9 protein-coding genes are annotated in these 13,085 nt (G+C 73.8%); 4 read left to right on the forward strand and 5 right to left on the reverse strand.

Annotated features, from left to right (window positions below; genetic code table 11):
- Nucleotides 1-273 precede the first annotated feature (273 nt).
- On the forward strand, nt 274-564 hold the full coding sequence (locus AC507J_RS28940) for a hypothetical protein (RefSeq protein WP_496293106.1): 291 nt from the start codon (nt 274-276) through the stop codon (nt 562-564).
- Nucleotides 565-607: 43 nt separating this feature from the next.
- Here the strand turns inward: AC507J_RS28940 and AC507J_RS28945 are convergent, their stop codons facing one another.
- From AC507J_RS28945 to lanKC, 4 genes are all read right to left on the reverse strand, one after another.
- Nucleotides 608-2,452 (reverse strand): ATP-binding cassette domain-containing protein, encoded by a 1,845-nt coding sequence (locus AC507J_RS28945; protein ID WP_496293108.1) that lies wholly within the window; start codon nt 2,450-2,452, stop codon nt 608-610.
- Nucleotides 2,449-4,176 carry an ATP-binding cassette domain-containing protein gene (locus AC507J_RS28950; protein WP_496293110.1) on the reverse strand — a complete coding sequence of 576 codons (1,728 nt, stop codon included), beginning with the start codon at nt 4,174-4,176 and terminating at the stop codon, nt 2,449-2,451. Before AC507J_RS28950 ends, AC507J_RS28945 begins: the two co-directional genes overlap by 4 nt.
- Nucleotides 4,177-4,248: 72 nt before the next feature.
- Nucleotides 4,249-4,368 carry a SapB/AmfS family lanthipeptide gene (locus AC507J_RS28955; RefSeq protein ID WP_013734295.1) on the reverse strand — a complete coding sequence of 40 codons (120 nt, stop codon included), beginning with the start codon at nt 4,366-4,368 and terminating at the stop codon, nt 4,249-4,251.
- Nucleotides 4,369-4,374: 6 nt separating this feature from the next.
- A complete protein-coding gene (lanKC, locus tag AC507J_RS28960; RefSeq protein WP_496293114.1) occupies nt 4,375-7,137 on the reverse strand; it encodes a class III lanthionine synthetase LanKC in 2,763 nt (920 codons plus the stop codon).
- 199 nt (nt 7,138-7,336) lie between these two features.
- Here lanKC and AC507J_RS28965 point away from each other — a divergent pair, with 199 nt between their 5' ends.
- Nucleotides 7,337-8,257: a diacylglycerol kinase gene (locus AC507J_RS28965; protein WP_496293180.1), complete on the forward strand. Its 921-nt coding sequence runs from the start codon at nt 7,337-7,339 to the stop codon at nt 8,255-8,257.
- Between the two features lie 198 nt (nt 8,258-8,455).
- Here AC507J_RS28965 and AC507J_RS28970 read toward each other — a convergent pair whose 3' ends face one another.
- Entirely contained in the window at nt 8,456-9,205 is a 750-nt protein-coding gene (locus AC507J_RS28970; protein WP_496293116.1) for an HAD family hydrolase, read from the reverse strand.
- An 86-nt stretch (nt 9,206-9,291) separates the two neighbouring features.
- Here AC507J_RS28970 and AC507J_RS28975 point away from each other — a divergent pair, with 86 nt between their 5' ends.
- Nucleotides 9,292-12,072, forward strand: coding sequence for a DEAD/DEAH box helicase (locus tag AC507J_RS28975; RefSeq protein ID WP_496293118.1), 2,781 nt, complete (start codon nt 9,292-9,294; stop codon nt 12,070-12,072).
- A gap of 98 nt (nt 12,073-12,170) precedes the next feature.
- Complete coding sequence (locus tag AC507J_RS28980) at nt 12,171-13,055, forward strand: MHYT domain-containing protein (protein ID WP_496293120.1); 885 nt, start codon at nt 12,171-12,173, stop codon at nt 13,053-13,055.
- The last annotated feature ends 30 nt before the right edge of the window (nt 13,056-13,085 follow it).

The raw sequence follows: 13,085 nt of genomic DNA on the forward strand, positions 1-13,085 counted from the left end.
GAGGGGCGACCGGCGACGCCACAGCGGGGGCGGTGCCGGCGAGATTCGGTGGTGGCGTCCGGCCCGATGGCGAATTTCTTTGCGGAAATCGACCTTTGCCGCCTTGTGTTGCGTTCTCCCGGCGAGCGGTAACATCGACCGGGCGGGCCCCTTTTTGCGAGTCGACAATTCTCTTCGGTGTGGGGCCGCCGATGGTCCTCATGCCGGACGGGCGACCGCGGGAAAACCCTCCACATTCTCCTCCGTCGATTCGGAAGGAGTGCTCCCAATGTCATGTCACCGATTCCGCAAACCGCTCAAGTCCGGGTGCGCGCGGAGTACACCGAGCCGGGCCATTCCGAGGCCGAAACGCCCCTGCTGACGCAGGAACTCGTCTCGGTCAATCCGGACACGGCCGGCGGCGTCTTCGTCGTGAACACACCAAACATCAACGTCGAGTTGCCGGCCAGGTCCGAGATCCGGATCCAGGTGGCCGTGCGGGCCGGCGACGGCGACACCACCCGGCGCCTTTCCCACGGCGACCTGACCAGGGTGAGCATGCTGCTGTTCCGACCACCCAGCTGAGCCCGGCTGAGCCGGTCCGCTGGCCGTTTGACCGGCGTGGACGTCAGGCCCGGCTCAGCGGCCGACGGGCTTGCGGTGCGTGGTCCTGCCAGTGACCCACCAGCTCCCGGTAGGTGGAGGAGCGAAGCAACAGTTCCTGGTGGCTGCCGACCTGCGGCCGGTCGCCGTCGAACACCAGGACCCGGCGGGCGCGGGTCGCCGAGCTGATCCGGTGCGCGATCACCACGAGCGTGCCCGGACGACGGGCGAAGCCCTTTTCGACAGTTGCCTCCAGCATCGGGTCGAGGTGACAGGTCGCCTCGTCGAGAATGACCAACGGGGCCGGGGCGAGGTAGGCCCGGACCGCGGCGATGAGCTGTCGTTCCCCGGCGGAGAGGGTGCCCGGCTCGACCTCGGCCGTCAGGCCGCCGAGGCGGTTCACAAGCGGCTCGGCCCCGAGGATGGCCAGGGCCGTCGCCACCCGGGTGTCGTCCGCGTCCGGGCACAGGTACCTCAGGTTGTCGGCCAGGGTGCCGGTGCGCACGTACGCCTCCTGCGGCACCAGTACCCGTAGCCGGGCCAGCTTCTCCGGCGTGCGGGCGGCGACCGGCGTGCCGGCCAGGTGCACTGTGCCGGAGTTCGGTGGCACCAGCCCGGCGATCAGGGCGGCCAGGGTGGACTTGCCGGCGCCGCTGGGCCCGACTACGGCCAGGTGCTCACCGGCGGCCACGGTCAGGCTGAAATCGGCGAGGACCGGCCGCGCGTGCGGGCCGTACCGGAAGGTCAGCCCGCACGCCCGCACCGCCGGCGGCACCGGGCCAGCCGGGCGCGGTGCCGCGGCGGCCGGCTGCGCTGGCAGGGCGTCGGTAGGACATGGCGATGCTGCGGCGGCCGGCGGCGGTAGTGCGGCACCGGTAGGGCATGGCGGCGCAGCGGTGGCCGGGGCGGTACCCCGCTCGACCGGCGGGCAACTGCGCAGGATCCGGTCGAGCGTGACGGCGTAGCGCAGGCCGCCGCCGCCGACGCCCTGCACCAGTGCGTGCAGGGCGGGTTGCAGGCCGGTGGTGACGTAGACAAGCGCGCCCAGCACGGCACCGGTGCTCAGCCCTTGCCGCACCAGCCACGGCGCGGCCAGCAGCAGGACCACCACCGGCAGCCAGCCACCCAGCCCGAGGCTGAGGCTGCGCAGCGCCGCCATCCGGGCCAGCGTCCGTTCGGTGTCGGCCTGCGCGACGACCCGCCGGTCGACCGTGGCCACGACCCGGTCCTGCCCGCCGCAGGCGACCACGTCGCGGTGTCCGGTCAGCGCGGCGGCCGCCGACCGGCCAAGTTCCTCGCCGGCCGTCACCTGGGCGCGCTGGTGGGTGACCATCGCCGGCAGCGCCGCCGCGAACACGGCCAGCCCGAGCAGCAGCGGCGCGGCCACCGCCGCGGCCAGCGGCGGCGACAGGGCGAGCAGGCCGAGCAGCGCCGCGCCGGCGGTGAACAGAAAGCCGCGGACCACCAACAGCAGCCCGCCGAAGGTGTCCCGGACCACCTCCACCTGATGGGTCAGTCGGGCCACGGCGGCGCTGTCCGGCCGCGCGCCGGCGCGGGTGGCGTCGCGCAGCGCGCCGTCGACCACCCGGGCGGCCAGTTCATCGCGGTACGGCTCCACCACGGCGCCGAGGCTGCGGTACACCCGCCCGGTGGCGGCCGCGCCGGCCAGGACCGCGGCGGCCAGCCCGGCCAGCCAGGCCAGGCCGGTGGTGAACTCGCCGGCCAGGAAACCCTTGTCGACCGCACGGGCCACCAGCAGGCCGCTGAGCAGCGCCGGCAGTGCCTCCGCCACCGACCAGGCGGCGAGCCGGCCCAGCGGACGACGGCGGGCCCGCAACGCGGCCCAGGTGGTGCGGCGTACGCCGGTCATCGGGGGTCACCGCCGGACCCGAAAACGGCCCGGTAGTCCGGATCGGCCCAGAGCTGCCGGTGTGGCCCCACCGCCCGCACCCGGCCGCCGTCGAGCCAGGCGACCAGGTCGGCGGCGGCAGCCGTCGCCGCGCGGTGGGTGACCACCAGTCGGGTACGACCGCCGACCCCTTCGGCCACCGCCCGGCTGATCCGGTGTTCGGTGGCGGTGTCCAGGCTGGACGTGGCGTCGTCGAGGATCAGCAGCCGCTCGGCCGCAAACGCGCGGGCCAGCCCGAGGCGCTGTGCCTCGCCGCCGGAGAAGGGCGCGTCGGCCAGCCGGGTGCGGAATCCGTCGGGCAGGCGGGCGACGACGTCGGCCACCTGGGCGGCTCGCGCCATGGTCAGCACCGCAGCGCCGGCCGGGGTGTCCCCGGCGGGTGGTGCCGCCGACCGTTCGGGCAGGGCGAGACCGATCGCGTCGTGCACCGTCTCGCCGACCAGGACCGGCCGGTCGAAGGCGTGTCCGACGCCGCGGCGCAATGCGGCCGGGTTCAAAAGGTGCAACGGCACCCCGTCCAGCAGCACCTCACCGGCGTCCGGGTCGTGCAACCGGCCGGCCAGCGCGGCGAGGGTGGACTTGCCGACGCCGGAGCGCCCGACGACGGCCAGGGTGGTGCCGGCCGGCACGAGCAGATCGACCCCACGCAGGACCGGTCGCCCGGCTTCGCTGTTCACGCCGACACCGCGCAGCCGCAGCTCCCCGCGGCCGGAGGGCAGCGGTTCGTCGCCGTACCGGCGGACCGGGTGGGCCAGCGGTTCGGCGATCCGTCCGGCCGCCGCGCGGGCGCGTACCAGCCGGTTGAGGGTGGCCAGCACCGCGCCCAGTCCGGCGCCGAGCGCCGCGTACTGCACCGCGGCGACCAGTTGCCCCGGGGTGAGCCAGCCGACGGTGAGCGCGTACCCGCCGACGGCCACCACGGCCGCCTGTAGCAGCGGGCCCACGGCCGCGGTGCGGGCGCTCGCGCGGGCCAGCAGCCGCCAGCCGAGCAGCCCGTACCCGCGCAGTTCCGGCAGCGCGGCCAGCACCCGGTCGCGTTCCCGGTCCACGGTCGCCGCGGCGGCGATGGTCCGGGCGCCGCCGAGCGCCTCCAGCAGCCGGCCGGCGGTGGCGCCCAGCACCCGCTGGTAGCCGGCCACGGCGGCGGAGGCGTCGGTGACGAAGGCACGCATGAGTACCGTGAGCAGCACCAGCCCGCCGAGGAGGGTGATCCCCAGCAGCGGCTCGATCAGGGTGAGCGCCACGACGCTGCCGACCGGTGGGAGCAGCGCGATGGCGCCGAGCACCACGGCGGTCCCGGCCTGCCCGGCGTCGGCGCCCTGGCCGACGAGGCGGCCGACCAGGTCGCCCACCGGGTACCGGCGGACGGTGCGGACATCGCAGGCGAACAGGTGGCGCAACAGCCGTCGACGCAGCAGGGCGGTGGCCCGGGCCGCGCCGTAGCCGGCGGCGAGGTCACCGAGGATGTCGGTGACCATGAGGACGGCGACCAACGCGCAGGCGACGGCCGGCCACCAGGAGGTGGTGCCGGCGACTGCGGCGTCGACCGCGAGCCCGAGGGTCGCCGGCAGCGCCAGTTCGGCGGCGGCGCCGGTGAGCGCCACCACCCCGAGCAGGACGGTCCAACCGCCGCCGTCGCGCACCACCCGGCGCAGTAGCCGGTCGGCGCCGGTGGGCGTCGGCATCGCCACCTCCCGCAAAGACGTGCGGCCCTGGGCGGGTAACTCGTCCCGCCCAGGGCCTCGCGTGCCGACCTGTCAGTTGCAGGTCGTGACGGACAGCGAGCTGTCGCCGCAGAGCAGCAGGCTCGCCCGGCTGCCGCCGCCGGTGCGGTCGGCGGGGGCCATCTCCAGGCCCTGGAGGTCCAGAAGCGCCATGTCGTGTCACCTCCTTCCGTGCTTGTCGGTCTGGTCGGTCGCCCTCGCATCGGCGAGGGTGTCGGGGGCGCCTGTCAGCGGCGCGAGAAACGGCAGCGTCACGACCGCGCCGGGCCGGGCGGCGGCCGGCAGCGTGTCGGGCCGGGCTGCGGCCGGCAGGGTGTCGGGCCGGGCTGCGGCCGGCAGGGTGTCGGGCCGGGCTGCGGCCGGCAGGGTGTCGGGCCGGGCTGCGGCCGGCAGGGTGTCGGGCCGGGCTGCGGCCAGCGCCAGCAGCACGCCGGCGGTGCCGGTGCCGAGGTCCATGGAGAGCCGCAGCAACTGCTCGCCGGGGAACGCGGTCCCGTCGGCGTACGGCAGGGCGTGCCAGGCGAGGCGTTCCACCTGCGCCGCCAGCTCTGCCGCCAGCACCGGATCGTCCCGGTACGCCGCGAGGTAGGCGACGATGCCCGCCCGCCCGGCGAACAGGCCGGACTGGGCGTAGAACGGGGACCTGGCGGCGCGGCGCACCCCGGCGCTCGCCTCGGCGAACCGCTCGTCGGCGCGGTGCCGCAGGTACTGGTCGAGCACCAGCCCGATGCCGACGCTGCCCTGCCCCAGATAGGGCATGGTGCGCCAGCCCTCGTTGACCTCCAGCGCGCCGTCGGGGCGGACGACACAGCGGCGCAGGTCCTGCCGCAGCGCGGTGGCGGCATGGTCCAGCAGGTCCGGCTCGCCGGTCAGCTCGTGCAGTCGCACCAGCATCAGCGCCGGCCCGGTACGGCCGCGCAGCAGCCCCGCGTACGGGTGCCGGCCTCCGCTGATCTCCGGCCCCGGATCGTCGGCGAGCTGGGCGACGACCCGTTCGGCGGCCCGCCAGGCGGCTTCGCGCAGGGTCGGCTCGCCGGTGCGTCCGGCCAGCTCGGCCAGGTTGAGCGCGATGCCCGACAGGCCGCCGGCCAGGCTGTGATCCAACCCGTCCCAGGGTTGCCGCAGGCAGATGTCGAGTACGTCCAGGGCATCCTGCCGGCGACCCAGCAGCTCCAGGGCGTACGCGACGCCGTGCAGGCCGTCGTAGAAGCCGCAGCGGGTACCGGAGGCGGGCGAGGTGGCCCGGCGTACCAGCCACCGTTCGTGCTCCGGCCAACGCCCGGCGCCGCTGACGTGCAGGGCGTACAGGACCCCGGCGGCGCCGTGGGCGAGGTTGAGCCCGCCGCTGCGGAACTGCTCGATGTCGCCGGGGAAGAGCCGGTCATCCCGCTCGGGCGTTGCGCTGGCGAGGATCGCCCGGGCCAGCCGGTCGCGGTGGGTGGGCCCGACGCCGATGCTGAGGTCAGCCGGGCGGTCGGCGGCCGGGCGGTCGGCGGCCGGGCGGTCGGCGGCCGGGCGGCTGCCGGTGATCTCCTCGACGGCGGCGTCGAGGAGATCTCTCGGCACCGGGAACCGCTCCGCGATCACGCCCGCGAGGTGCGCGACCTTGGTCGGCGCCAGCCGGACCAGCTGGGTCAGCGGCAGGAGCAGCGCCAACCGCAGGCAGGCCAGGGCATAGTGGTCGACGGCGGGACCGCTGCGGTCCCGGGGGGCGGCAAAGCCCTGATTGCGCAGGCCGGGCCGGCGGTGTCCGTCGATCGGGGCCGCGACTTCGAAGTCGACAAGCGCGATCCGGTCGTCCGGGCGGACCATGACGTTGAACAGGTGCAGGTCGCCATAGACGAGACCGCGCTCGTGGATGGCCCGGACGACCTGCTCGACCTGCCGGTGGACGTCCAGCGCCCACCTGGTGTAATCGGCGCGGTCGGCGTCGGTGGCGTCGGCGTCGATAAGTGGATACCGGTCGACCAGCACCTTGTTCAACGCGCGGCCCTCGATGAACTCCAGCGCCAGGAACCGGTGCTCGCCGAGGGTGAACTCGTCGTGCACCCGGGGCACCTGCGGCAGGTCGGCGAGTCGACGCAGCGCCTCGGCCTCGCGGGCCAGGCGGGCCACCGCGTCGGTGCCGTCGGCGTCGAGGCCGGCGTACGGCCGTGCCTCCTTGAGTACCACCTGGGTGTCGGTGCGCAGGTCCCGGCCGACGTAGAGGCCGCCACCGTTGGAGAAGTGGATGACCTTCTCAATTCGGTACGGCACCTCGTCGGTGCTTGTGGCGTTGCGGGCGGCCAGGTGCGGTTCGAGGAAGTCCGGCAGCGTCACCCAGGACGGTACGTGGAAGACCGGGTCGCGCCGGTCGGGCACCAGGGTGCCGTTGTCGTCCTCGATCGCCGGGACGACCTGCCCGTCAGGGGAGTGGCAGTACCGGGCGGCGAAGCCGCCGTAGCGTACGTACACCGGGCCGGCGCCGTAGCGCAGGTCGCTGAGGATGTACGGGCCGGGTTCGCCGGCGAGCAGCTCGTCGAGCTCCTTGCAGACCAGTTCCAGCTCGGCTTCGTCGCCCGGGTAGACGGTGACGAACTTGCCGCTGGCCGCCCGGGAGGCGTACTTGGAGTTGCGCAACAGCAGGGTGCGGGGCCCGCGGAGGAACTTGAACGACAGTCCGCGCGGGACGCAGTAGTCCCAGATGGTGTCCAGCACCCGCTCGGCGCTGTTCAGCGTCGCCGCCACGTGGATCTTCCAACCCTGCTGCGGCAGCGAGCCGCCGTCCGGGGCGTAGATCAGCCAGTCGTCGAGCGGCTCGGTGCGCCAGCCGTCGGGCACCCGCCGCCGGGCCGCCGCGAAGGTAGGCTCTTCGACGGCGTTGCCGAGCGAGTCGTAGAAGAGCCGGTCGGCGGCGCAGTAGCTGTCGTAGCGATCGTCCACCGTGACCACTCCCTCCCCTGATCGGCTGAGCCCTCGGCCCTGCTGGCTGATATGAGTTTGTCTATTCGTCCTATGGCGGATCCAGTGCGATCAGTCATGACGTGAGGTGCGTGCCGCACGATCGGCCGTGACAAATGTCAGGTGGGGCTCGGGCGGTGGTGTGCCGGCGGCGGTCCGGCCGGGTACGGTGCACGCCGTGATGGCAGACGATCATCCGGCGCCGGCCGATCAGCCGGTCGCCGTGCTGGCCAACCCCACCGCCGGGCGGGGGCGCCACCGTGGGCTGCTGCCGCAGGTGCTGGACCGCCTGGCGGCCGGCGGGCACCCGCTGCGGGTGCTGGACGCCCGTACCCGCGAGCAGGCCGAGGCCGCCTGCCACGAGGCGATGGCCGACGGCGCGGCGGCGCTGGTCGCGGTGGGCGGCGACGGCACCGTGCACCTGGCCCTACAGGCGGTGGCGGGCACCTCGGTGCCGTTCGGCGCGGTGCCGGCGGGCACCGGCAACGACTTCGCCGTCGACACCGGCTTTCCGGCCGATCCGCTGACCGCCGTGGACACGATCGCGGCGGCACTGCGGGACGGCCGGTCGCGCCCGGTCGACCTGGCCAGGATCACCACGGCGGACGGCGGACACCGTTGGTACGGTGCGGTGCTCGCGGCCGGCTTCGACGCGATCGTCAACGAACGCGCCAACCGGATGCGCTGGCCGCGTGGCCCACGTCGCTACGACCTGGCGATCCTGGTGGAGTTGGCCCGACTGCGCCCGCGCCGCTACACCCTCACCCTCGATGGTGAGCGGATCGAGGTGGAGGCGGTGCTGGTGGCCGTCGGCAACGGGGCCAGCTACGGCGGCGGCATGCGGATCTGCCCAGCCGCCGACCCGACTGACGGACTGCTCGACGTGGTGGTCGGTGGCCGGTTCGCCCGCAGAACCCTGATCCGGGTCAAGCCGCGCATCTATGCCGGCACCCATGTCACCCATCCCCTGGTCCACACCTACCAGGCCCGTACCGTCACCATCGCCGCCCACGGCATCACCACCTACGCCGACGGCGAACGCTGCCTCCCCCTACCCCTGACCATCACCGCCACCCCCGCCGCCCTCCACCTCCTCCACTAACACCCACCCACCCCACCCTCCCCTCCCTCCCCTCCCTCCCACCCCAGCCCCGCGCGATCTTGCACTTTCGGTCGGGAAATAAGGCGCATAAGCGGCATAACGGCGACCAAAACTGCAAGATCGCGGGAGCGGGAGCGGGAGCGGGAGCGGGAGCGGGAGTGGGCGGGGGTGGGGGTGGGAGCGGGTGGGGGTGGGGGGTTAGGGGTGGGTTAGGGGGAGGATGGAGCCTAGGCCGTTGGGGCGGCCGACGTCTGCGGTGGGGAGCACCAGCACCGCGCAGCCGGCCGCCACGGCTCCCGCGTCGGCGGGGGTGTCGCCGACCATGAGGGCACGCTCCGGGTCGACGCCGAGCATGCCGCAGGCCCGCCAGAAGATCGCCGGGTCCGGCTTGCAACGGCCCACCTCGTATGAGAGTACGAAGGCGTCGACCAGGTCGGCGAGGCCCCAGGCGGCGAAGTGGGGACGGATGTCGAAGCCGATGTTGCTGACCACCGCCACCCGTATGCCGGCCGCCCGCAGCGCGGCCAGGGTGGGAGCGGTGTCCGGGTACGGCACCCAACCCTGCGGTCCCAGCAACCGCTCGTAGAGCGCATCGGCGAAGCCGTCGATGCCGGCGTCGACCGTGGCGGCCAGCCCGGTGTACGCGCCCCGATGGGCGTACTCGTAGAGATCCCGGTCGGCCCAGAGTTCGGCCAGGTGCGGAGGAACCCGGGCCGGCAGTGGCCCGCCGGCCCGACCTGCGGTGAGCAGCCGGTCGGCCAGCGCGGTGGCCCGGACCCGGTCAAGTTCCACGCCGCACGTCGCCGCAGCGGCCATGACCCACTCGCGGGGCTCCTCCACCTGGGCGAGCGTGCCGTGGAAGTCGAGCAGGACCGCCTCCACCGCACGGCGGGACGGACTCGGCTGGACATCGCGTACGGGGTCGGTCGGTTCGGCATGATCCGGCACGTGCTGCACCCTACCGACCCGCTCCGACCCCGCTGCCGGTCGGCCTTGCCGGGTGCCCGCCAGGCGTACGGACTAATCTTGGGGACATGTCGAGCCCCGCCGAGCGGTATGCCGCGGCGCGCCGCCGGGCCGCCCAGGCCGCAGAGTTTCCGGCCCTCGAAGAGTTCACCTCCGACCTGGGGTTCGACCTCGACGACTTCCAGCGGGAGGCGTGCCAGGCCCTGGAGCGGGGCAGCGGCGTGCTGGTCTGCGCGCCGACCGGCGCCGGTAAGACCGTGGTCGGTGAGTTCGCCGTGCACCTGGCGCTGCGCGGGGCGCCCGGGCGGCCGGTGCCGGTCGATGGTGCCCGCCGCAAGTGCTTCTACACCACCCCGATCAAGGCGCTGTCGAACCAGAAGTACCACGACCTGGTCGACCGGTACGGTGCCGACCAGGTGGGGTTGCTCACCGGCGACAACGCCATAAACGGCGACGCCCCGGTGGTGGTGATGACCACCGAGGTGCTGCGCAACATGCTCTACGCCGGCTCGGCCACCCTCGAGGGCCTGGCGTACGTGGTGATGGACGAGGTGCACTACCTGGCCGACCGGTTCCGGGGCGGGGTGTGGGAGGAGGTCATCATCCACCTGCCCGCCTCGGTCACCCTGGTGTCGCTGTCGGCGACGGTCTCCAACGCCGAGGAGTTCGCCGACTGGCTGATCACGGTGCGCGGCGAGACCACCGTGGTGGTCAGCGAGCACCGGCCGGTACCGCTGTGGCAGCACATGCTTGTCGGCAAGCGGATGTTCGACCTGTTCCACGACGCCGCCGCCGCGCGCAAGCACGACGTGCACCCGGAGTTGTTGCGCTACACCCGGGAGACGATGCGCCGCCTCGATCTCGGCGAGGGGCGCTCCGCCGGGTGGGGTGGCGGGCGTCGGGGGCCGCGCTGGCGCGGACCGGCGCGGCCGGACATCGTTGACCGGCTGGACCGCGAGGGGCTGCTGCCGGCGATCCTGTTCATCTTCAGTAGGGCAGGTTGCGACGCGGCAGTGCAGCAGTGCCTGGCGGCCGGGTTGCGGCTGACCTCGCCCGAGGAGCGCACGGAGATCCGCCGGGTGGTGGAGTCCCGGGTGACCGCCATCCCCGGCGAGGACCTCTCGGTGCTGGGCTACTGGGAATGGCTTGACGGGCTGGAGCGTGGCCTGGCCGCGCACCACGCCGGAATGCTGCCGGCCTTCAAGGAGGTCGTGGAGGAGCTGTTCGTCCGTGGGCTGGTCAAGGCGGTCTTCGCCACCGAGACACTCGCCCTGGGCATCAACATGCCGGCCCGTTGCGTGGTGCTGGAGCGCCTGGTCAAGTACAACGGCGAGGCGCATGTCGACCTGACGCCGGGGGAGTACACCCAGCTCACCGGCCGGGCCGGGCGCCGTGGCATCGACGTCGAGGGGCACGCCGTGGTGGTGTGGTCCCCGGAGACCGATCCCCGGCACGTGGCCGGTCTCGCCTCCACCCGCACGTACCCGCTGCGCTCCAGCTTCCGCCCCTCGTACAACATGGCGGTCAACCTGGTCGGCAGCGTCGGCGCGGAACCCGCCCGGGAGCTGCTGGAGTCCTCGTTCGCGCAGTTCCAGGCGGACCGGTCGGTGGTCGGCCTGGCCCGGCAGGTGCAGCGCAACACCGAAACCATCGAGGCGTACGCCATGGAGGCGGACTGCCACCACGGTGACTTCGACGAGTACTTCGCCCTGCGGGTGGCCATCGCCGACCGGGAGCGGGCGCTCGCCCGGCAGGGGCAGAGCCAGCGCCGGGCGGCGGCGGTGGCGTCGCTGGAGCGGCTGCGGGTGGGCGACGTGATCCGGGTGCCGTCCGGGCGGCGGGCCGGACTGGCCGTGGTGCTCGACCCGGCCGCCGGCGGCTTCAGCGAGCCCCGGCCGCTGGTGCTGACCCAGGACCGCTGGGCCGGGCGGATCAGCCCCGGCGATTTCACCGCACCGGCCGAGGTGCTGGCCCGCATCCGGGTGCCGAAGCACTTCAACCCCCGTAACCCGGCTGCCCGCCGCGACCTGGCGGCGCAGGTCAGCGGCACCGGGCTGGACCGGCACAGCCGCCGGGGCGCCCGGGGCCGGCAGGCGGGGGAGGACCACCAGCTCACCCAGCTCCGCGCCGAGCTGCGGCGGCATCCGTGTCACGCCTGCCCGGAGCGGGAGGAACACGCCCGGTGGGCGGAGCGCCGTCGCCGGCTGGAACGCGACACCGAGGAACTGCGCCAGCGGGTGTCCGGTCGGACGGGGTCGCTGGCCCGTACCTTCGACCGGATCGTCGCGCTGCTCACCGCCCGCGGCTACCTCACCGCCGAGGGCGCGGTTACCGACGCCGGGCGGATGCTCGGGCGGATCTGGACGGAGGCCGACCTGCTCGTGGCAGAGTGCCTGCGCCGGGGCGTCTGGGACGGATTGTCCCCGGCCGAGCTGGCTGCGGCGGTCTCCGTGGTGGTCTTCGAGGCCCGCCGCGACGTCGACGAACGGGCGTCGCTGCCGCGTGGCGCGGTGGCCGAGGCGGTGGACGCGACGCTGAAGCTGTGGAGCGAGATCGAGGCCGACGAGGCGTCCCGAGGGCTAACCGTCACGCGCGAACCGGACCTCGGCTTCGCGTGGCCGATCTACCGCTGGGCCCGGGGCGAGGCGCTGGCGAAGGTGCTGTCCAGCGGGCACGAGTTCGACGGCGAGATGCCGGCCGGCGACTTCGTCCGGTGGGCCCGGCAGGTGGTGGACCTGCTCGGTCAACTGGCCGACTCGGGTGGCGCCTCCACCGAACTGCGGGCCACCGCCCGCCAGGCGATCGGCGCGGTGAACCGGGGGGTGCTCGCCTACCACTCGCCGGCCTGAGTTGGCTCCTCCGTAAGGCTATTGTGCCTGGTTAATCCCTCCTGGATCATGTGACGGCGTGTGGCTACACGGCGGTAACAGCTCTGGGGGGAGCCGTCATGGCGGACATCAACCATTTTGAGTACGGGTGGATCACACCCGCGCTCAGTTACGCGTTGTCGGTGCTCGGTTCCATCCTCGGGCTGGTCTGCGCCACCCGGATCCGGGACGCGAGCAGCACCGGTCAGAAGCTTTGGTGGGGCAGTCTGGCGGCCTGGGCGCTCGGCGGCACCGCGATCTGGACCATGCACTTCATGGCGATGCTGGGCTTCGCCGTGACCGGCGCACGGATCAGGTACGACGTGCCGATCACGGTCGCCAGCGCGCTGATCGCGGTCGCGGCGGTCGGCATCGGGCTGGCGATCGTGGGCACCGGTCGGCTGTCGGTGGCCCGCATCCTCGCCGGTGGCGTCTTCGCTGGCAGCGGCGTGGCGGCGATGCACTACACGGGCATGGCCGCGATGCGGTTGGACGGCCGGCTGGGCTACGACGAACTCCGGGTCGCGCTCTCCGTGCTGATCGCGGTGGTGGCGGCCACCGTCGCGCTCTGGCTCGCGGTGACCGTACGGCGCGGGTTGGCGATCTTCGCCTCGGCGCTGGTGATGGGGGTGGCGGTCAACGGCATGCACTTCACCGGGATGAGCGCGCTCTCGGTGCACCTGCACGAGCGGCGCGGCGAGGTGTCCGGTGCGGAGGTGGGCACGCTGCTGATCCCCATCATCCTGCTGGTGATCTTCGGGGTGGTCGGGCTGGTCTACGCGTTGCTGGCCGCCCCGACCGACGAGGACCGCGCCGCCGCGGCCTACCTGGACGCCCGGCGGGTGCCGACGGCCGCCCCGGCCGGGGACGCCGTCGAGCCGGACCCGGTCGGGCTGCGGGCCCGGTCCACGCTGGCCCGGCCCGGTGCCCAGTTCCCGTCCCGTCGGGACCGCCCGCTGCGCTGACCGGCGCCACCGCCACCGGCCGCACCCGTT

The organism is Micromonospora sp. PRAS1 (assembly GCF_059553435.1).